This is a genomic window from Mycobacterium sp. NPDC050551 (assembly GCF_040674075.1).
Classification (GTDB): Bacteria; Actinomycetota; Actinomycetes; order Mycobacteriales; family Mycobacteriaceae; genus Mycobacterium.
Map to the genome: position 1 here is coordinate 201,895 of NZ_JBFARC010000004.1, position 19,465 is coordinate 221,359.

General features: G+C 71.1%; 17 protein-coding genes. 11 read left to right on the plus strand and 6 right to left on the minus strand.

Going from position 1 to position 19,465, the window contains the following annotated elements:
• Nucleotides 1-72: 72 nt before the first annotated feature.
• Both miaB and AB0K11_RS17455 read left to right on the plus strand, forming a co-directional pair.
• Nucleotides 73-1,593 (plus strand): tRNA (N6-isopentenyl adenosine(37)-C2)-methylthiotransferase MiaB, encoded by a 1,521-nt coding sequence (gene miaB / locus AB0K11_RS17450; protein ID WP_364980423.1) that lies wholly within the window; start codon nt 73-75, stop codon nt 1,591-1,593.
• On the plus strand, nt 1,581-2,186 hold the full coding sequence (locus AB0K11_RS17455) for a hypothetical protein (protein ID WP_364979143.1): 606 nt from the start codon (nt 1,581-1,583) through the stop codon (nt 2,184-2,186). The genes miaB and AB0K11_RS17455 overlap by 13 nt, the downstream gene beginning before the upstream one ends.
• Here AB0K11_RS17455 and AB0K11_RS17460 read toward each other — a convergent pair.
• Complete coding sequence (locus AB0K11_RS17460; RefSeq protein ID WP_364979146.1) at nt 2,183-3,604, minus strand: DUF349 domain-containing protein; 1,422 nt, start codon at nt 3,602-3,604, stop codon at nt 2,183-2,185. The two genes, AB0K11_RS17455 and AB0K11_RS17460, sit on opposite strands and share 4 nt — an antisense overlap.
• Nucleotides 3,605-3,795: 191 nt before the next feature.
• On the opposite strand from AB0K11_RS17460, the gene AB0K11_RS17465 reads away from it, so the two are divergent.
• From AB0K11_RS17465 to hflX, 5 genes are read left to right on the plus strand one after another with little or no spacing between them, the layout of a single operon-like run.
• Nucleotides 3,796-4,668, plus strand: a complete 873-nt coding sequence (locus AB0K11_RS17465; RefSeq protein ID WP_364979149.1) for a DMT family transporter — start codon at nt 3,796-3,798, stop codon at nt 4,666-4,668.
• Between the two features lie 9 nt (nt 4,669-4,677).
• The gene (locus tag AB0K11_RS17470) at nt 4,678-5,364 is read left to right on the plus strand and encodes a hypothetical protein (protein ID WP_364979152.1); all 687 of its coding nucleotides are present in this window, start codon (nt 4,678-4,680) and stop codon (nt 5,362-5,364) included.
• The gene (gene miaA / locus AB0K11_RS17475; protein WP_364979155.1) at nt 5,361-6,281 is read left to right on the plus strand and encodes a tRNA (adenosine(37)-N6)-dimethylallyltransferase MiaA; all 921 of its coding nucleotides are present in this window, start codon (nt 5,361-5,363) and stop codon (nt 6,279-6,281) included. Before AB0K11_RS17470 ends, miaA begins: the two co-directional genes overlap by 4 nt.
• A 16-nt stretch (nt 6,282-6,297) precedes the next feature.
• Nucleotides 6,298-7,170 carry a diaminopimelate epimerase gene (gene dapF / locus AB0K11_RS17480; RefSeq protein ID WP_364979158.1) on the plus strand — a complete coding sequence of 291 codons (873 nt, stop codon included), beginning with the start codon at nt 6,298-6,300 and terminating at the stop codon, nt 7,168-7,170.
• Nucleotides 7,171-7,215: 45 nt separating this feature from the next.
• Nucleotides 7,216-8,625: a GTPase HflX gene (hflX, locus tag AB0K11_RS17485; RefSeq protein WP_364979162.1), complete on the plus strand. Its 1,410-nt coding sequence runs from the start codon at nt 7,216-7,218 to the stop codon at nt 8,623-8,625.
• 52 nt (nt 8,626-8,677) lie between these two features.
• Here hflX and AB0K11_RS17490 read toward each other — a convergent pair whose 3' ends face one another.
• Complete coding sequence (locus tag AB0K11_RS17490; RefSeq protein WP_364979165.1) at nt 8,678-10,981, minus strand: molybdopterin-dependent oxidoreductase; 2,304 nt, start codon at nt 10,979-10,981, stop codon at nt 8,678-8,680.
• Nucleotides 10,982-11,098: 117 nt separating this feature from the next.
• Between AB0K11_RS17490 and AB0K11_RS17495 the strand changes: the two genes are divergently transcribed.
• Entirely contained in the window at nt 11,099-12,265 is a 1,167-nt protein-coding gene (locus AB0K11_RS17495) for an acyl-CoA dehydrogenase family protein (protein ID WP_364979168.1), read from the plus strand.
• A 185-nt stretch (nt 12,266-12,450) separates the two neighbouring features.
• Entirely contained in the window at nt 12,451-14,442 is a 1,992-nt protein-coding gene (locus tag AB0K11_RS17500; RefSeq protein ID WP_364979171.1) for a hypothetical protein, read from the plus strand.
• A 4-nt stretch (nt 14,443-14,446) separates the two neighbouring features.
• Here the strand turns inward: AB0K11_RS17500 and lexA are convergent, their stop codons facing one another.
• On the minus strand, nt 14,447-15,160 hold the full coding sequence (lexA, locus tag AB0K11_RS17505; RefSeq protein ID WP_364979174.1) for a transcriptional repressor LexA: 714 nt from the start codon (nt 15,158-15,160) through the stop codon (nt 14,447-14,449).
• 224 nt (nt 15,161-15,384) lie between these two features.
• On the opposite strand from lexA, the gene AB0K11_RS17510 reads away from it, so the two are divergent.
• Nucleotides 15,385-15,834, plus strand: a complete 450-nt coding sequence (locus AB0K11_RS17510; RefSeq protein WP_364979177.1) for a peptigoglycan-binding protein LysM — start codon at nt 15,385-15,387, stop codon at nt 15,832-15,834.
• Nucleotides 15,835-15,991: 157 nt separating this feature from the next.
• Complete coding sequence (gene nrdR, locus AB0K11_RS17515) at nt 15,992-16,456, plus strand: transcriptional regulator NrdR (RefSeq protein WP_264015317.1); 465 nt, start codon at nt 15,992-15,994, stop codon at nt 16,454-16,456.
• Nucleotides 16,457-16,460: 4 nt separating this feature from the next.
• Here the strand turns inward: nrdR and AB0K11_RS17520 are convergent, their stop codons facing one another.
• Genes AB0K11_RS17520 through AB0K11_RS17530 form a run of 3 tightly spaced genes read right to left on the minus strand, consistent with a single transcriptional unit; the run spans nt 16,461 to nt 19,192 of the window.
• The gene (locus AB0K11_RS17520; RefSeq protein WP_364979181.1) at nt 16,461-17,147 is read right to left on the minus strand and encodes a PhzF family phenazine biosynthesis protein; all 687 of its coding nucleotides are present in this window, start codon (nt 17,145-17,147) and stop codon (nt 16,461-16,463) included.
• A 41-nt stretch (nt 17,148-17,188) separates the two neighbouring features.
• Nucleotides 17,189-18,211, minus strand: coding sequence for an alpha/beta hydrolase (locus AB0K11_RS17525; RefSeq protein ID WP_364979184.1), 1,023 nt, complete (start codon nt 18,209-18,211; stop codon nt 17,189-17,191).
• Between the two features lie 18 nt (nt 18,212-18,229).
• The gene (locus AB0K11_RS17530) at nt 18,230-19,192 is read right to left on the minus strand and encodes a PAC2 family protein (RefSeq protein ID WP_364980426.1); all 963 of its coding nucleotides are present in this window, start codon (nt 19,190-19,192) and stop codon (nt 18,230-18,232) included.
• Nucleotides 19,193-19,465: the final 273 nt, after the last annotated feature.

Consider the following 19,465-nt stretch of genomic DNA (forward strand, 5'->3'; position numbering starts at 1 on the left):
GCATGCCGAGAACTGATCAATCCGCGCGATCGGGCGTCGATGCGGTCCCCGTACCATGGGCGCGTGACTTCGATGGTGACGCGGGAGGCGGCGGCGCACAGCGCCGCAGGCCCGGTTGCGCGCACCTACCAGGTCCGCACCTACGGCTGCCAGATGAACGTGCACGACTCCGAACGACTGGCCGGTCTGCTGGAGGCGGCCGGGTACCGGCGCGCGGCCGACGGCGCCGACGCCGACGTGGTGGTGTTCAACACCTGCGCGGTGCGCGAGAACGCCGACAACAAGCTCTACGGCAACATCAGTCACCTGGCGCCCCGCAAGCAGGCCGACCCCGACATGCAGATCGCCGTCGGCGGCTGCCTGGCGCAGAAGGACCGCGATGCGGTGCTGCGCAAGGCCCCGTGGGTCGACGTGGTCTTCGGCACCCACAACATCGGGTCGCTGCCTGCGCTGCTCGAGCGCGCGCGCCACAACCGGGTCGCCCAGGTCGAGATCGAGGAGTCGCTGCGGGAGTTCCCGTCGACGCTTCCTGCGGCCCGCGAATCCGCCTATGCGGCATGGGTTTCGGTGTCGGTGGGCTGCAACAACACCTGCACGTTCTGCATCGTGCCTGCGCTGCGCGGCAAAGAGGTGGATCGCAGTCCGGGCGACATCCTGGCCGAGGTGCGCTCGCTGGTGGACCAGGGCGTGCTCGAGGTCACCCTGCTCGGCCAGAACGTCAATGCCTACGGCGTCTCGTTCGCCGACCCCGGGCTTGCCCGCGACCGCGGCGCCTTCGCGAAATTGTTGCGCGAGTGCGGTCACATCGACGGGCTGGAGCGGGTGCGGTTCACCTCTCCGCATCCGGCCGAGTTCACCGACGACGTGATCGAGGCGATGGCCGAGACGCCCAATGTGTGTCCCACACTGCACATGCCGCTGCAGTCCGGGTCGGACCGGGTGCTGCGTGCGATGCGCCGGTCCTACCGCGCCGACCGCTTCCTCGGGATCATCGACCGCGTACGCGACGCGATCCCGCACGCGGCGATCACCACGGACCTGATCGTCGGATTCCCGGGGGAGACAGAAGAGGACTTCGCGGCGACCCTCGACGTGGTGGCCCGGGCGCGGTTCGCCGGGGCATTCACCTTCCAGTACTCCAAGCGGCCGGGCACCCCCGCCGCGGAGATGCCCGGCCAGCTGCCCAAAGACGTGGTGTCGGAACGCTATCAGCGGCTGATCGAGCTGCAGGAGCGAATCTCGATGGAGGAGAACGCCGCACAGGTCGGCACCACCGTCGAGCTGCTGGTCGCCACCGGCGAGGGACGCAAAGACGCCAGCACCGCCCGCATGTCGGGCCGTGCCCGCGACGGCCGGCTGGTCCACTTCGCGCCCGGCGGCGCGGACATCCGGCCCGGCGACGTCGTCACCACGACCGTGACCGGCGCCGCGCCCCATCACCTGATCGCCGACGCCGGGCTGCTCGCGCACCGCCGCACCCGCGCAGGCGACGCGCACGCCGAGGGTCGGCGACCGCGGACCGGAGTCGGCCTCGGTATCCCGGGCATCGGCGCCCCGCCCGCCGCGGCGCCGTCGGACGGATGCGGCCGATGAGCGCCGCGGGGGATCCCGGCAACGGGGGCTTCGAACAGTTCAAGGGCGACATCGAAGACGTCGAACGGCGGATGGCGCGCGAGTTCGAACCCGGCTCCAGGGCGATGGTGGTCGCCGTGCTGGTGTTCGTGGTGCTGCTGTCGCTGATCCTCCCGCACACCGGTGGCGCCAAGGGCTTCGACGTGCTGGTGGGAGCCGAAGCCGCTGTCGGCGAAGGCATCTCGCTGCCGTCGCGGGTCTTCACGTGGCTGGCGCTGGTGTTCTCGGTCGGCTTCTCCATCCTCGCGCTGCTGACCCGGCGGTGGGCACTCGCATGGATCGCGCTCGCGGGTTCGGCGGTGGCCTGCCCGATCGGGATGCTCGCCGTGTGGTCACGGCAGACCGCACCCGAGCAGTACCCCGGCCCCGGGATCGGCCTGATCGTCGGCTGGATCGCGGTCATCGTGCTGACGTTCCACTGGGCACGGGTGGTGTGGTCGCGCACCGCGGTGCAACTGGCCGCCGAGGAGGAGCGCCGTCGGCGGGCCGCCGAGGGTCAGCGCAAGGGGCTGCTCGACGGCTTCGGCGACGATCCGGACGCCCCGGCGACCTAACGCCGCTTACCGAGCGCCTCGACCGCGGCCTCGGCCCACTGCCGCCACTGCTCGGCGTTCGCCCGCGCCTGCTCCGCGTCCTTGGTGCGCCCCGCCGCGGCGGCCTTCTCCGCCTGCCGCTCGTACTGCTCTGCGCGCGTGCGGAACTGATCTGCGCGCGCCTGCGCCTCGGGGTCCGACCAGCCGGTGGACGCCGCGTCACGGACCTTCTTCTCGACCGCGCGCATCCGCCGCTCCAGGTCGGCGCTCCGCTCACGCGGGACCTTCCCGATCGCATCCCACTTGTCGCCGATGGTGCGCATCGCCGCGCGCGCGGCATCGACGTCGGTCACGTCGATCCGCTCGGCCTCGGCCAGCAGCGCCTCCTTGGCCGCGGCGTTGGCCTTGAACTCGTTGTCCCGCTCGGACGTGGCCGCGTTGCGGGCGGAGAAGAACCGGTCCTGCGCACCCTTGAACCGCTGCCACAGCGCGTCGTCGACGTCCTTGGCCGCCCGCCCTGCGGCCTTCCACTCGGCGAGCAGATCGCGGAACGCCCCACTCGTCGGTCCCCAGTCGGTGGACCCGGCGAGCGCCTCGGCGCGTTCGCACAGCGCCTCCTTCGCCTGGCGGGCGCCGGCGCGGCCGCGGTCCAGTTCGGCGAAGTGCGAACCCCGCCGCCGGTTGAACGTCTCACGGGCCGCCGAATACCGCTTCCACAGCGCGTCGTCGGTCTTGCGGTCGAGTCCGCTGATGGTGCGCCACTCGTCGAGGATCTCGCGGAGCCGGTCACCCGCGGACTTCCACTGGGTGGCATTGGCGCCCAACTCCTCGGCCTCCGCGGCGAGCGCCTCCTTGCGGGCGAGTTGGGCCGCCCGGTGCTCCTCACGGCGGGCCTTCTCGGCCGCGGACGCCTCGTCGGCGTGTTCGGCGATCGCCGCCAGGCGGGCGGCCAGCGCGTCTACGTCGCCCAGCACGTGCGCCTCCGGAAGGGTCTCCGCCAGTGCGGCGGCCGCCGACTTGATCTTGCGGGCGTCGCCGGTGCCGGACGCCAGCCGGGTCTCCAGCAGCGCCACCTCGGTGTGCAGGTCGTCGAAGCGCCTGCCGAAGTGCGCGTACGCCGCCTCGGTGTCGCCGGCCTGCCAGGAGCCGATGGTGCGTTCACCCGAGGCGGTGATCAGCCAGACGGTGCCGTCGGGATCCACCCGCCCGAAGCGGTGCGGATCGCTGGCCGGCGGCGCGGCGACGGCTGCCGCGGGGCGTCCGGGCCTGGGCACCGGCCGTGCCGCACCCGGCCGGGGTGCCGGTTTCGGACCGGGCCGGGGAGTCGGCGCCGGGGCCGCGGGCGGCGCCGCGTCCGCACCGGTGTCGGCCGGTGTGGTCACCTCACTGTCCGCCGGTCGATCGTCGTCGGATGCCGTACCGGGCTCACTGGTCGTCATATCGGTTCCTCGCACCTCCGCGCGGAAGTTCCGCGCACTGCCGCGCGACGCGGCGCCTCGCATGTACCGACGTAATTGAAACAGGTCGCCGCCCGCGATGCGCACGCCTTCGCCGTCCCGGTTTGCAACCGGCGAGCCTTCCTGGGCAGGCTCGACGCCACACGCCCACCCGGCAGGAAGGCACCACCGCGATGGCCAAGGCGGATATCGCCGCGCTGCTGGCACTCGGCGCCGCGCTGTTCATCGCGATCGGCGACGTCGTCCACCAGCGGTCCGCCCACGAGGTGACCGACGAGCCGGTCAGCCACACCGGGCTGTTCCTGCGGCTGCTGCGCGACCGCCAGTGGTGGCTGGGCAGCGGGGTCTCGGCGGTGGGTTTCGCCCTGCAGGCCGCCGCGCTCGGCCTGGGCTCGGTGCTGCTGGTGCAGGCGATCCTGGTCACCTCGCTGCTGTTCGCCCTGCCGATCAATGCCCGGCTCACCCACCGGAGGGTGACCCGGTGGGAGTGGCTGTGGGCGGCGCTGCTGGCCGGCGCGGTCGCGGTGATCGTCACCGTCGGCAACCCCACCGCCGGTCAGGCCCGGGCCTCGCTGGAGGTCTGGACGTCGGTCGCCGTGGTGCTCGGGCCTGCGCTGGTGCTGTGCGTGATCGGCGCCAGGATCTGGTCGGGACCGGCCTCCGCCGTCCTGCTGGCGGTGGTGTCCGGAGCGCTCTGGGGCCTGTTCGCGGTGCTGACCAAGGGCGTGGTCGACCGCCTCGACGACGGTCTGCTCGCGGTGCTGCGGATGCCCGAGCTCTACGCGTGGGCGCTGGTGGCCGTGGCAGGCACCGCGTGGCAGCAGGCGTCCTTCCGGGCGGGCGCGCTGACCGCGTCGCTGCCCACCATGACGGTGACCGAACCGGTGGTGGCGTCGGTGCTCGGCGTCGTCGTCCTCGGCGAGGCGCTGCGTCCCGGCGAGGCCGGCTGGTTCACCCTGATCGCCGCGGCCGCGGCGATGGTGGTGGCCACGGCGGCGCTGGCGCGCGGCGAGGCGGCCGGCGCCGACACACCCGCCGGCCACTAGTTTGGTGGCGTGCTCACCGCCATCGCGATCGTGCCCTCGGCGCCGGTCATGGTGCCCCGGCTGGCGGGCGCCGCGGCAGTCGAGCTGACCGGCCTGCGCGACGCGGTGCTGACCGCCGCCGCGGCCCTGCCCGCCCGCTGGGTGGCAGTCGGCGCGGGCATGCACGACGCGGTCATCGACGAATCCCGGACGGGCACGTTCGCCGGCTACGGCGTCGACGAGCGCGTGACGCTCTCGCCGGGCGACGGCACCCCGCCCGACGACCTTCCGCTGTGCGCCCTGATCGCCGGCTGGATCCGCGGGCAGGCCCAGCCCGCCGCCACGGCGCAGGTGCGGGTGTATCCGGCCGGGCTCGACGCCGGCGAGGCGATCGAGCGGGGCCGACGGCTGCGCGCCGAACTCGACGCCCGTGACGACCCGGTCGGGCTGCTCGTCGTCGCCGACGGCGCGAACACGCTGACCCCGCCCGCCCCAGGTGGGTACGACCCCGACTCTGTCCCTCTGCAGGAGGCGCTCGACGACGCACTGGCCTGCGGGGACGTCGCCGCGCTGGGCGAGCTGCCGGATGCGGTCGTCGGCCGGGTCGCCTACCAGGTGCTCGCCGGCCTGGCCGGACCCGGGCCGCGATCGGCCGAGGAGTTCTACCGCGGCGCGCCCTACGGGGTGGGCTACTTCGCCGGCCTGTGGACGCCGTGAGCGTTCGGCCGCTGGCCGTCATCGGGCCCACCGGCACCGGCAAGTCGGCGCTGGCTCTCGCCGTCGCGGAGCGGATCGGCGGTGAGATCGTCAACGCCGACGCCATGCAGCTCTACCGCGGCATGGACATCGGCACGGCGAAGACACCGGTGGCCGAGCGACGGGGCGTGCCGCACCACCAACTCGACGTGCTCGACGTGACCGAGACCGCGACCGTCGCGCGGTACCAGGCCGCCGCGGCCGCCGATGTCGAGGCGATCGCGGCGCGTGGCGCGGTGCCGGTGATCGTCGGCGGGTCGATGCTCTACGTCCAGTCGCTGCTCGACGAGTGGTCGTTCCCGGCCACCGACCCCGCGGTGCGCGCCCGCTACGAGCAGCGGCTCGCAGAGGCCGGGGTGGCCGCGCTGCACCGCGAGCTGGCCGCCGTCGACGCCGACGCCGCCGCAGCCATCCTGCCCACCGACGGGCGACGCATCGTGCGCGCGCTGGAGGTGGTGGAGCTGACCGGCCGACCGTTTGCGGCCTCGGCGCCCGCCATCGGCGCGCCGCCGCGCTGGGACACCGCCATCGTCGGGTTAGATTGGCCGACAACAATTCTCGACGAGCGGCTGGCGCAGCGCACCGACACCATGTTCGCGGACGGCCTGGTCGGTGAGGTCACCGCGCTGCTGGGCCGCGGACTGCGCGACGGCGTCACCGCGGCCCGCGCGCTGGGCTACGCGCAGGTGATCGCCGACCTGGACGGTGGCGGCGACGGCATGGCGGCCCGCGAACCGACCTTCGTCGGCACCCGCCGCTACGTCCGCAGGCAGCGGTCCTGGTTCCGCCGCGATCACCGCACCACCTGGCTCGACGGGGCTGCGGCCGACACTGTGGACCGGGCGCTGGCCGTGTGGCGGCGGGCAGGAAGGACGTGACACGTATCCTGACCAGGTGAAGTTCGCCAAGGGGCACGGCACGCAGAACGACTTCGTCGTGCTGCCGGACCTCGACGCGCGGGTGGACCTTGCGCCCGCTGCGGTGGCCGCACTCTGCGACCGCCGCCGCGGCCTCGGCGCCGACGGCGTGCTCCGGGTGACCACGGCAGGCGCCGCGCTGGCCACAGGCGTGTTCGACCGGCTTCCCGACGGGGTGGCCGACGGCGACTGGTACATGGACTACCGCAACGCCGACGGCTCGATCGCCCAGATGTGCGGCAACGGCGTCCGGGTGTTCGCGCACTACCTGCGCGCCAGCGGTCTGGAGTCGCGGGACGAATTCGTCGTCGGCTCGCTGGCCGGTCCGCGGCCGGTGGTGCTGCACCAGGTCGATCGACTGTCGGCCGACGTCACCGTCGAGATGGGCAAGGCCAACCAGCTCGGACCGGGCTCTGCCACCGTCGGCGGCCGGGTCTTCGCCGGCCTGGCGGTGGACGTCGGCAACCCGCACCTGGCCTGCGTCGACGCCTCTCTGACCGCCGCGGACCTTGCCGCACTCGACGTCGCCGCGCCGGTGCACTTCGACACCGCCCAGTTCCCGCAGGGTGTCAACGTCGAGGTGCTCACCGCGCCGGTGGATGGTGCGGTGTCGATGCGGGTGCACGAACGCGGAGTGGGGGAGACCCGCTCATGCGGAACGGGCACGGTCGCCGCCGCGGTGGCCGCACTCGCGCACGACAGCGCCCAGACCGGGCAGCTGACGGTCGTCGTCCCCGGTGGCAGCGTCGTCGTCACGGTCACCGAGGCGACCAGCTACCTGCGCGGACCGTCGGTGCTGCTGGCGGACGGGGAGCTCGCCGAAGAATGGTGGCGCTCCCATCTGCGTTAATCGAGGTGCATGACACATGGACTCCGTGCGAACCTTGATTCGCCTATGACTCATCCCGAATACAACCGCAACATCCCGAGCACCGGTGAGCTCGCGCTCGAAGACCGCGCGTCGCTTCGCCGCGTCGCCGGACTGTCCACCGAACTCGCCGACGTCTCCGAGGTCGAATACCGCCAGCTGCGTCTCGAACGCGTCGTGCTGGTGGGCGTCTGGACCGAGGGCAGCGCCGCCGACGCGGACGCCAGCCTCGCCGAACTCGCCGCGTTGGCCGAGACCGCCGGTTCGGAGGTGCTCGAAGGACTGATCCAGCGCCGCGACAAACCCGACGCCTCGACCTACATCGGTTCCGGCAAGGCCCAGGAGCTCCGCGAGATCGTCCTGGCCACCGGCGCCGACACCGTCATCTGCGACGGCGAGCTGAGTCCCGCTCAGCTCAACGCGCTGGAGAAGGCGGTCAAGGTGAAGGTGATCGACCGCACGGCGCTGATCCTCGACATCTTCGCCCAGCACGCCACCAGCCGCGAGGGCAAGTCGCAGGTGTCGCTGGCCCAGATGGAGTACATGCTGCCCCGGCTTCGCGGCTGGGGTGAGTCGATGTCCCGTCAGGGTGGCGGCGCGGGCGGTAGCGGCGGCGGCGTCGGCACCCGCGGTCCCGGCGAGACCAAGATCGAGACCGATCGGCGCCGGATCCGCGAGCGCATGTCGAAACTGCGCCGCGAGATCAAGGACATGAAGAAGATCCGCGACACCCAGCGCAGTGTCAGGCGTCGAAGCGACGTCGCCGCCCTGGCGATCGTGGGCTACACCAACGCCGGCAAGTCGAGCCTGCTCAACGCGCTCACCGGGGCCGGCGTGCTGGTCGAGAACGCATTGTTCGCCACCCTCGAACCGACTACGCGCCGAGGCGAATTCGACGACGGGCGGCCGTTCGTGCTGACCGACACCGTCGGCTTCGTCCGGCATCTGCCCACCCAGCTGGTGGAGGCGTTCCGCTCCACACTGGAGGAGGTCGTCGACGCCGACCTGCTGGTCCACGTCATCGACGGGTCCGACGTCAACCCGCTGGCACAGGTCAACGCCGTGCGGCAGGTGATCAACGACGTCGCGGCCGACTACGACATGGCGCCGCCGCCCGAACTCGTGGTGGTCAACAAGGTCGACGCCGCGAGCGGGCTGACGCTGGCCCAGCTGCGCAGCGCGCTGCCCGGTGCGGTGTTCGTCTCGGCGCGCACCGGCGAGGGGCTCGACCGGCTGCGCACGCGGATGGCCGAACTGGTGGAGCCCACCGACGTCGTCATCGATGTCACGGTGCCCTACGACCGCGGCGATCTCGTCGCTCGCATCCACGCCGACGGCAGGGTGGACGCCACCGAACACACCGAGCAGGGCACCCGCATCAAGGCCCGGGTTCCGGTCGCGCTGTCCGCCGGCCTTCGGGACTTCGCCACCTTCTAGCTGTTCATCGCGCCGACACTACGGTTGTTGACACCTCTTCTCGGCTTTCTCGTCAACAACCGTCGTCTCGGCGGTCGTGAAGCACCGGCGGCTCGTGGGCCCGCACGGGCGGCGGGGTGCCGCAGAACTTCTCGACCTCGACCAGCACGTGCGCCCCGGTACAGCCCTGCGCCAGCGACGACGTCCCGACGTCCTCGGTGAGCACGTTCGGATTGCCGTGCACGCACAGGGAATCCGGGTCGCTGGGATCGGCCGGGTCGTACCACGCGCCGGTCGGCAACTGCACCACCTGCGGGCGCAGCCGGTCGTCGACGACGACGCCGGCCAGGCACGCGCCGCGGTCGTTGAACACCCGTGCGACGTCGCCGCCTGCCAGCCCGCGAGCTGCTGCGTCGGTCGGATGCATCCGGATCGCCTCGCGCTCAGCCACTTTCGCGGCCTGACTGGTGGCGCCGCCGTCGAGCTGCCCGTGCAGCCGCGACGCCGGCTGGTTGGCCAGCAGGTGCAGCGGGTAGCGCCGCGCGCGGTCACCGCCGAGCCATTCGGTGGGCTCGTACCACCGCGGATGGCCCGCGCAGTCGGCGTAGCCGAACCCGTCGATGTCGGCGGAGAAGATCTCGATGAGTCCGCTCGGGGTGCCCAGCCGGTGTGCCCGCGGATCGGCACGGAAGTCCGAGAGCAGTGTCAGCCCATCGTCGGTCGGCAGCCGCAGCCGCCCCGCCCGCCAGAACTCCTCGAACGTCGGCACATCGAAATCCAGCCCGGCCGACCACTTCTCGTAGAGATGCGCCAGCCACTGACGGGCGGTGCGGCCCTCGGTGAACTGCTCGCCGAATCCGAGGCGGTCGGCGAGTGCGGCGAACGTCGTGTAGTCGTCGCGGGACTGTGCGAAGGGCTCGGCCAGTTTCGGCATCGCCATCAGCATCGGGTCGTTGCGCGATCCCGAGTAGTCGTCGCGTTCGAACGCGGTGGTCGACGGGATGACGATGTCGGCGTGCCGGGCCATCGCCGTCCAGTACGGCTCGTGCACCACCACGGTGTCGGGCCGGCCCAGTGCACGGCGCAACCGGGGGATGTCCTGGTGGTGGTGGAACGGATTGCCGCCGGCCCAGTACACCAGCCTGATGTCGGGATAGGTGAGCCGCAGCCCGTTGTAGTCGAATTCGCGGCCGGGATGCAGCAGCATGTCGCTGACGGCGGCGACCGGGATGAACGTGCGCACCGGGTTGAGGGCCTGCGGCAACTTCGGCAGGCCGCACCGCAGCGGCGGCAGGCCCGGTTCGTTCATCGACCCGTAGCCGTGGCCGAATCCGCCTCCGGGCAGCCCGATCTGGCCGAGCATGGCGGCCAGCGTCAGTCCCATCCACGGCGCCTGTTCGCCGTGCCGGATCCGCTGCAGTGACCAGCTGACGGTGACCATCGTGCGGCCCGCCGCCATCCGGCGGGCCAGTGCGGTGAGATCGGCGGCGGGCAGACCGCAGATCGCCGACGCCCACCGCGGGGTCTTGGGCGTCGCATCGTCGGCACCGAGCAGATAGCGTTCGAAGTGTTCGTAACCGGTGCAGTACCGGCGCAGGAAGTCGCGGTCGGCCAGTTTCTCCGTCGCCAGCACGTAGGCCAGGGCCAGCATGATCGCCACGTCGGTGCCGGGCACCGGCGCGTGCCATTCGCACTCGCCGTCGACGTCGTCGCGCAGGGGCGAGAACGACACGATCTGCGCGCCGCGTTCGCGCATGCGGCGCAACGCATCCCGCGCAGGGTGGGCAGTGGTGCCGCCGTGGTTGATCGCGGTGTTCTTCAGTGCCACGCCGCCGAAGCACACCATCAGGTCGGTGTAGGCGACCATGACCTCCCAGTCGGTCGACCGCTTGAACAGGTCGTCGTGGGTGCCGACCACCCGCGGCATGATCACCCCGGTGGCGCCCAGGCTGTAGGAGTGCCGCGAGAACGTGTAGCCGCCGAGCAGTTTGAGGAAGCGGTGCACCTGGCTCTGAGCGTGGTGGAACCGGCCTGCACTGGCCCAGCCGTAGGAGCCGCCGTAGATCGCCTCGTTGCCGTGGGTGTCGACGACCCTGCGCAGCTCGGCGGCGAGCAACTCGGTCAGTTCGTCCCAGCCGACGGCGACGAACTCGTCGGCGCCGCGCCGCGCCGTCGGTCCCGGGCCGTCGCGCAGCCATCCGCGGCGCACGGCCGGCGCGGCGATCCGCGATCGGTGCCGGATCGACCCGGGCAGATTGCCCAGCAGCGGTGACGGGTCCGCATCGCCGGGCAGGGGTGTCACCGCGGCGATGTCGCCGGCGTGCACGTCCGCGGTGAAGCCGCCCCAGTGGGTGAGGCTGGTGGGGCGGGTGCGCACGGTCGCGAGTCTACGGCCGGAGGACCGAGGTGACCGGCGGGCCGCAGGCGACCAACCATCCGGTTGGTATATGTTGGCCGCACGTCCGAAACCCAGTACCGGAGGTACCACATGGGCTTGCCCACATCCGCGGCCATCAAGTACGAGCGCACCCTCTTCGAGGCCGAACACGACCTGTTCCGCGAGTCCTACCGCAGCTTCCTGGAGCGCCACGTGGCGCCGCACCACGACCAGTGGGAGAAGGACAAGATCGTCGATCGGGGCATCTGGCTGGAGGCGGGCAAGCAGGGCTTCCTCGGGATGGCGGTGCCCGAGGAGTACGGCGGCGGGGGCAACGCGGACTTCCGCTACAACACCATCATCACCGAGGAGACCTCCGCGGGCCGCTACAGCGGCATCGGCTTCAGCCTGCACAACGACGTCGTCGCGCCCTACCTGCTGCGGCTGACCACCGAGGAGCAGAAGCAGCGCTGGCTGCCGAGTTTCTGCACCGGCGAGCTGATCTCGGCCATCGCCATGAGCGAACCGGGCACCGGCAGCGACCTGCAGGGGATCAAGACCCGCGCCGTCAAGGACGGCGACCACTACGTGCTCAACGGCGCCAAGACGTTCATCACCAACGGAATCCACGCCGACCTGGTGATCGTGGTGGCCCAGACCGATCCCGACAAGGGCGCGCTGGGCTTCTCGCTGCTGGTCGTCGAGCGCGGCATGGAGGGCTTCGAGCGCGGCCGCCACCTCGACAAGATCGGGCTGGACGCGCAGGACACCGCCGAACTCTCCTTCACCGACGTGCGGGTGCCCGCGGAGAACCTGCTCGGCGAGGAGGGCCAGGGCTTCATCTACCTGATGCAGAACCTGCCTCAGGAACGCATCTCGATCGCCATCATGGCCGCTGCCGCGATGGAGGCCGTCCTCGATCAGACGCTGCAGTACGCCAAAGAGCGCAAGGCGTTCGGCAAGCCGATCGGCAGCTTCCAGAACAGCAGGTTCCTGCTGGCGGAACTGGCCACCGAGGCCACCCTGGTGCGGATGATGGTCGACGAGTTCATCCGGTTGCACCTGGAGGAGAAGCTCACCGTCGAACAGGCCGCGATGGCCAAGTGGTACACCACCGAGAAGCAGGTCCACCTGATCGACCGATGCCTGCAGCTGCACGGCGGCTACGGGTACATGCGGGAGTACCCGATCGCACGCGCGTACCTCGATTCGCGCGTCCAGACCATTTACGGCGGCACCACCGAGATCATGAAGGAGATCATCGGACGCAGCCTGGGGGTGTAGCCACCTGCGGTTTTGACATCCCGATGGCCGTCACGCGGCGCGCGGGAGGCCAACCAGCCGCCGGTGGCACGGTTTGCGGGGTATTTTCCTCCAGATCGGTCTCATGCTTTCTCGTCCGACGTCATCAGACGCCTCGTCGGCGAAAGCGCTACGTTCGGGCAAGTTGCCGGACCAGGGGAGGTTGGATGAGCTGGCGGCGGACCCTGCTGAAGGCGACGTTGGGGCGCGCAGCGGTGGGGCTGACGGTGCTGGCCGTCGCGCTGGCGCCTGCACCGCTCGCATGGGCGACTCCGGAGACCGACGCCGACGGCGCGATCACCGCGGCGTGGGACGCCAGTGGTGGACCGACCGGCCCGCTCGGCCCCCGCGACGGCGGCGTCTACCCGGTCGGCGCGGGATTCGCGCAGAACTTCGCCGCGGGCAAGATGTTCTTCACCCCGCAGACGGGGGCACACTTCACCCAGGGCGCGATCCTGGAGAAGTACGAGTCGCTCGGCGGGCCCGCCGACGGCGATCTGGGCTTCCCGACCATCGACGAGCAGCCGGGCCGGGTGAGCCCGGAGAGCCGCAACACCACCTTCAGCGCCGCCGACAACCCGGTGATCTTCTGGACCCCGGCCACCGGCGCGCGCGTGGTTCGCGGCGCCGTCAACGCGGCGTGGGACAAGCTCGGTGGATCCGCGGGGCCGCTCGGGGTGCCCGCCGAGGACGAGGTCTACCGCGGCGACCAGGTGTCGCAGAAGTTCACCGGCGGGGAACTGACGTGGAACCGCAAGAGCAAGGCCTACACCACGGTGCCGCCCGAGCTGGCCGGGCAGTTGGCCGGTCTCCAGGTGCCCGAGGACGCGACGTCGGCCATCAATGCCGCACGCCGCGCCGCGGGCGGCGCGCTGGGTCCGCTCGGCGCCAAGGAGGGCGAGCAGTACACGATCGGCGCCGACGGCGTCGGGCAGGACTTCGCCGGCGGAAAGATCTTCTACACCCCGGCCACCGGCGCCAACGTCGTGTCCGGCCAGGTGCTCGACAAGTACGAGAGCGTCGGCGGGCCGGAGGGCGATCTCGGCTTCCCGACGAGCAACGAGGCCGACGGCGGCCTGGGCGTCAACAGCCGGGTCAGCACCTTCGCCGCCGAGGACAAGCCGGTCATCTACTGGACTCCGGACTACGGGCCGGTCATCGTGCGCGGAGCGATGAACGCCGCATGGTCGAAGCTCGGCGGCGCGACGGGTGAACTCGGCGCTCCGATGGCCGACCAGAGCGAGAACGGCGAGGTGGTCACGCAGCGGTTCAGCGGCGGCGCAGTGTCGTGGGACCGCAGCACGGGCAAGTTCACCACCGAACCAGCCGGCCTGGCCTCTCAGTTGGCGGGCCTCGAGGTGCCCGGCCAGCAGCAGTCGCAGGCACCGGCCGGTGGGCAGTCCGCCGACACCGACTCCAAGCGGTGGTTCGAGCGGCCGTGGGACCAGTGGAATCTCTGGTGGCTACTGGCGCTCATCCCGGTCCTCGCACTCATCGGCCTCGTCGTCGGCGCGGTGGTGCTCAGCCGCAGGCGCGGGCATCGCGAAGACGGGCGCGGCGACGACGGGCCGTTCGGCGCGGCCGGTGACGGCTGGTACGACGACCTGAATCACGAACACGCACCCCACGACGAGCCACATCACGACGAGCCACACCACGATCCGCACCACGACGACGATGCGCTGTACGGCGATCGGCCGTATGCGGGGCGCGAGGACAACGGCGATGACGGCGCCGCGGTGCCGGAACCGGCCGGCTCGGCCAGTCCATGGGATCCGCGGGCGACCGAAGCCGGCGGTGCCGCTTCGCCCTTGGTTGCGTCGGCCGGGCTCGCGACGACGGCACCGGCGTTCGAGGCCGCGCTGCAGGAGAACTCCGATGACGTCGACACCACGCCCACCCGGGTGGAGGTGGTGGACGAGACGCCCAGCGGCAGGCATGCGGCGATCGACATCGACGAGCCGACGCCGGGCCGCACCGCGATCCATCTACCGGTGGACGGCTCGAACGAGCCACCGGAGGGATACCCGATCAAGGCCGACACCCGATCGGGTCTGTACTGGTCGCCGGAGAGCCCCGGGTATCAGGACACGGTGGCCGAACTATGGTTCGCCAGCGAGGAATTCGCCCGTACGAACGGATTCGTCAGAGCGGACTGAGCAGTCAGATCTTGCGGATCACGGTGACGACCTTGCCGAGCACCGCCGCGTCGTTGCCGGGGATCGGGTCGAACGCCGGATTGTGGGGCATCAGCCACACCTGCCCGCGGGTGCGCTTGAACGTCTTGACCGTCGCCTCGCCGTCGATCATGGCCGCGACGATGTCGCCGTTGTCGGCGACGTTCTGCTGACGCACGACCACCCAGTCTCCGTCGCAGATCGCCGCGTCTACCATCGACTCGCCGACCACCTTGAGCAGGAAAAGTGAACCCTCGCCGACGAGCTCGCGGGGCAGCGGGAACACGTCCTCGACGGCTTCCTCGGCCAGGATCGGGCCGCCCGCGGCGATGCGGCCGAGCACCGGCACGTACGTCGGCTCCGGCAGTGAGTCCGAACCGGCGACGTCGGTGGTGACGACCGCGGTGGCGGGATCGTCGGAGGCGCGGACGTCGACCGCGCGCGGCCGGTTCGGGTCGCGGCGCAGGTAGCCCTTGCGCTCCAGTGTGCGGAGCTGGTGGGCCACCGAGGACGTCGACGTCAGGCCGACGGCGTCGCCGATCTCGCGGATGCTCGGCGGGTATCCGCGGCTGGTGACCGACGCCCGGATCACGTCGAGAATGGTGCTCTGTCGTTCGGTGAGGGTGTCGAGGGTGCGCCGCCCGCCGGTGCTCGCCGGTGCGCTGCCGCCTTCGCCGATGTCCCTGCTGTCGTCGCTCATGCAGCCGAATGTAGTCGCCCGACGCCCGTTGATCAAACATGTGTTCGAGGTGTGTCGCGGGGAATGGGCGTCGCCGGGGGCCGCCCTGGATCGCGTCCGGGGACTTGTCGGTGGCCTGCTCTATCGTTTCGCAACAGTTCGATCACATGTTCTATCCATCGAACACCTGAGCGAGTATGTTTCGAACACAGTAGCGAACGACCACCGGCGGAGAGGGCAGGCAGATGACAATCGTGGAACCCCGGCAGAGTGAGATGCGACCGGTCGACCGGGCTGTGTGCCGGCCGCCGCAGGTGCGCAGGCGGCCGCAGTCCACCCGCCCCGGCGGGCGCCCCGTCCAGTACCGCGGCACGGGCGTGCTGGTGTCGCGGGCGTCGCACCGGCGCAGGCCGATCACCCCGTTGGCGACGGTGGGCCTGGCCCTGGTGGCCGCGGCGATCACGGTGTGGCTGGGCGTGGTGGCGCAGCTCGGCGGGGTGGTCGGGACGCCGGCGCAGGTGCCTGCGGAACTGGCGGTGGTACAGGTGCAGACCGGCGAGTCACTGCATCAGGTGGCGCAGCGGGTGGCGCCCGAGGCGCCGGTGGCGGCGGTCGTCGATCGCATCCGGGAACTCAACGCGCTGGACTCGGCGGCGGTCGACGCCGGCCAGACGTTGATCGCCCCGGTGGGCTGACCGCGTCGTGCACGGTGAATCGCCGTACTGCGCAAGGGGAGTGGCAGCGCCTCGTCGAGGCGCGCCGACCGCGACGCCGATGGGTCGTCCCGGCGCCGCGCAGGTACGCTCAGAGTGGTTCGACGTGCGTACCGGTCGACGAGGCGAAGGAGCGACGATGCATTGCCCCTTCTGCCGGCATCCCGACTCGCGGGTGGTCGATTCCCGCGAAACCGACGAGGGCCAGGCCATTCGCCGGCGGCGGTCCTGTCCCGAGTGTGGCCGCCGCTTCACCACGGTGGAGACGGCCGTGCTGGCGGTGGTGAAGCGCAGCGGCGTCACCGAGCCGTTCAGCCGCGAGAAGGTCATCAAGGGTGTACGGCGCGCCTGCCAGGGGCGTCAGGTCGACGACGATGCGCTGAACCTACTGGCCCAGCAGGTCGAGGACGCCGTGCGGGCGGCGGGCTCACCGGAGATCCCGAGCAACGAGGTGGGCTTGGCGATCCTCGGCCCGCTGCGTGAACTCGACGAGGTGGCGTACCTGCGGTTCGCCTCGGTGTACCGGTCGTTCTCGTCGGCCGACGACTTCGAGCGTGAGATCGAGGCGCTGCGCGAGCACCGCCGGGTGCGGACGTCGGGCTGACCGGTCAGAGCAACTGCCGGGCGCCGTCGCTGACGACACGGCCGGCGACGCGCACCCAACCCTCCGGGCTCCACCGGGTGTGGATCACCGAACCCCGCCCCTGCACGATCGTCAGGTCCCGGCTGAGGTAGTCGGTGAGGCGCACGGCGGCGGCGCCGGTCGCCTCGTCTTCGGGTACTCCCAGGATGGCCGCGAACATTCGCGCGCGCACTTCGCCCTTGTCGCGGTCGGTCCACGTCCACACGTAGTGCTGGGTGTCGTCGGGAAAGTCCGACGGGTCGGCTGCGGCGAGTTCGTCGAGCGAGGACACCTCGTGGATCGCGAATTCCGGCGCCCAGTCCGAGCGTGCGCTGACGGCGGTCAGGTCGCCGTCGTAGGCGACCTGCACGATGCCCGCGGGGACCTGCAGAGTGCGCAGCGCGGACCCGTTCTCGCGCAGCCACCAGGCCGCCCCGACCGTGGGGTGGCCGGCGAACGGGAGTTCAGTGGCGGGGGTGAAGATGCGGAGGTGCGCCGTGGTCGCGCCCGGCTCGGGAACGTCGACGAAAATCGTTTCGCTGTAACCGAGTTCGGTCGCTATCCGCTGCCGGTCGGCGGGGTCCACGGTGCCCGCGTCCACCACGCCGAGGGGGTTGCCGAGCTGGCCGTCGGCGTCGGTGAACACGCGCAGCACTGTCACGTCGGAAGCCATGCGCCGATGCTACGTGCTCGCCCCGCCGGGTTGGCCGGTTGTCAGGTGGCGCTGCGCTCGTCGGCGCCCATCGCGTCGAGCACCGCCACCTGGGTGCCGACCGATCCGGTCAGCGCGCCCTCGCGCAGCCCGTTGCGCAGCAGTGTGCGCAGCAGGTCCTGGTCGTAGACGGCGGGCTCGGTGGCGTCGATGAACTGCTCGACCACCTCGACGAACCGCTCCGGCTCGTCGTGGAACGGGAAGTGGCCGGCCTTGTCGAACACCTCGAGGCGCGAACCCGGCATCGCGGCGTGCGCCATCGCGGCATGGCCGACCGGGATGACCGAGTCGTGCGAGCCCCAGATCAGTTGCACCGGCACAGATTCAGTGAGGTAACAACGATCCAGCATGGTGACCACCTGGCCGCGCCAGTCGACGACGGCGCGCAGCGTCCGGGCGAACGCCGAGGACGCCGTCGGCTCGGGCAGGTCGGCCAGGATCCGCAGCATCTCCGGCAGATCGCGGCCGACGCGGGTGGAACCGAGTGCGGTTCCGGCGATGCGGCCCGCGGCCTGCAGTGCGGGCAGCACCAGCGGCAGCCGGAGCAGTGCCAGCGCCTCGCTGGCCAGCGGCAGCGACGCGATCCGCAGCGCCACGTTCACGTCACCGGTCACCCCGCCTGCGCCGACCAGGATGAGACGCTCCACCAGCTGCGGGAATTGATAGGCGAACTGCATCGCGACGCCACCGCCCAGCGAGTGGCCGACGACGGTCACCTGGTCGATGTCGAGCACGCTCAGCAGGTCGCGCATGCCGTTGGCATACGCGGCCACCGAGTAGTCCGCGCGGGGCTTGTCGGACTTCCCGTGCCCGAGCAGGTCGGGGGCGATGACGGTGAACCGCTGCGCCAACGCGGTCTGCACCGTGCTCCAGGTGGTGGAGTTGTCACCGATGCCGTGGATCAGCAGGATCGCCGGGCCGGACCCGGCGATGCGGAACGCCCGCCGGTAGCCGTGGATGGTGCGGTACTCCAGCGACGGCGTCAGCTGGCGCACCGGGCGAAGATCGGGCTTGCGTGGTGACATGCGGCCTCCGGTGCGGGGCTACTGCCGGTCCTCGCCCTCGCCGAAACCGTCACCGTAGCCGTCTTTGTACTTGTCTTCCTTGAACTTCTCGCCGGACTGCTGGGCGAGGAACCGCTCGAACTCCGCGCCGAGCTCGTCACCGCTGGGCAGTTCTTCGTCGTGCGCCAGCAGCGACCGGTTCTCCTGTGCCGTGACGAACGCATCGTACTGTCGCTCCAGCGCCGTCACCACCTGAGCGACCTCCGCGCTGGCCTCGACCTGCTCGTTGATCTTCTCGAACACCTCGGCGCCCGCCTCGCCCAGTGCGGCCAGCGGGATCTGCAGCGACGCGCTCCTGGCGACCTCGGCCAGCAGTGCCTCGGCGGCCTGCGGGTAGGCGGTCTGCGCCAGGTAGTGCGGCACGTGCACGGTGTATCCCACCGCTTCGTGACCGTGCTGGGCCATCCGGAACTCCAGCAGGTTGGACACGCTGCCCGGCACCTGCACCTCGCCCACCCACGGCGTGTGGTCGGCGATCAGCTCCTTGTCGGTGGCGTGCGCGGTGAGGCTGACCGGCCGGGTGTGCGGCACCGCCATCGGAATGGTGCCCAGCCCGATGACGCGCCGCACGCCGAGGTGTTCGGCCAGTAGCCGCACCGCGGTGATGAAGCGCTCCCACCGCAGGTCGGGCTCCATCCCGGCGAGCAGCAGGAACGGCGTACCCGCCGTGTCGTGCAGCGCGTAGAGGTTGAGCTCCGGCTCCTCGTAGTGGGTGAAGTGGTCGGTCTTGAACGTCATCAGCGGCCGCCGCGAGCGGTAGTCGAGCAGCTCGTCGATGGCGAACGACGCCACCAGCTCGGTGTCGAGGGTGTTCTTCAGGTGCTGAGCGGCCAGCTTGATCGCGTGACCGGCGTCGGAGAAACCCTCCAGCGCGTGGATCAGCACCGGCCCGCGGCCGTCGGCCGACGACAGCTGCGGCGCCGGGAACTCCAGCTCGTACATGCCGGTGGACTCGGGCTGGTAGTACTGCTCTGGGGTGTCGGCAACGCCACCCGTCTCGTCAGCCATCTCAACATCCTCCTCGTGCCGGGACCACTAGTGTCGCCCATCGCGGCCGGTACGCCGTGGTGGACCCGTTCGTGGCCCGAACCTGCGCTGCGTGCGGGCCTGCGTGTCGTTCGGACCCGCACATGGTTCGAACACGGCCCCCCGGGGCCGCATTCCGCTGGGGATGCCCCCATCGGGTCACGCCGAATCACCGGCACGCGGCGGATT

Coding starts and splice junctions, on each gene's coding strand:
- hflX (WP_364979162.1), top strand. CDS start 7,216: ATGACTCATCCCGAATACAACCGCAACATCCCGAGCACCGGTGAGCTC.
- AB0K11_RS17510 (WP_364979177.1), top strand. CDS start 15,385: ATGACAATCGTGGAACCCCGGCAGAGTGAGATGCGACCGGTCGACCGG.
- miaB (WP_364980423.1), top strand. CDS start 73: ATGGTGACGCGGGAGGCGGCGGCGCACAGCGCCGCAGGCCCGGTTGCG.
- AB0K11_RS17455 (WP_364979143.1), top strand. CDS start 1,581: ATGCGGCCGATGAGCGCCGCGGGGGATCCCGGCAACGGGGGCTTCGAA.
- AB0K11_RS17460 (WP_364979146.1), bottom strand. CDS start 3,604: ATGACGACCAGTGAGCCCGGTACGGCATCCGACGACGATCGACCGGCG.
- lexA (WP_364979174.1), bottom strand. CDS start 15,160: ATGAGCGACGACAGCAGGGACATCGGCGAAGGCGGCAGCGCACCGGCG.
- AB0K11_RS17530 (WP_364980426.1), bottom strand. CDS start 19,192: ATGTACGAGCTGGAGTTCCCGGCGCCGCAGCTGTCGTCGGCCGACGGC.
- AB0K11_RS17500 (WP_364979171.1), top strand. CDS start 12,451: ATGAGCTGGCGGCGGACCCTGCTGAAGGCGACGTTGGGGCGCGCAGCG.
- nrdR (WP_264015317.1), top strand. CDS start 15,992: ATGCATTGCCCCTTCTGCCGGCATCCCGACTCGCGGGTGGTCGATTCC.
- AB0K11_RS17520 (WP_364979181.1), bottom strand. CDS start 17,147: ATGGCTTCCGACGTGACAGTGCTGCGCGTGTTCACCGACGCCGACGGC.
- AB0K11_RS17465 (WP_364979149.1), top strand. CDS start 3,796: ATGGCCAAGGCGGATATCGCCGCGCTGCTGGCACTCGGCGCCGCGCTG.
- AB0K11_RS17525 (WP_364979184.1), bottom strand. CDS start 18,211: ATGTCACCACGCAAGCCCGATCTTCGCCCGGTGCGCCAGCTGACGCCG.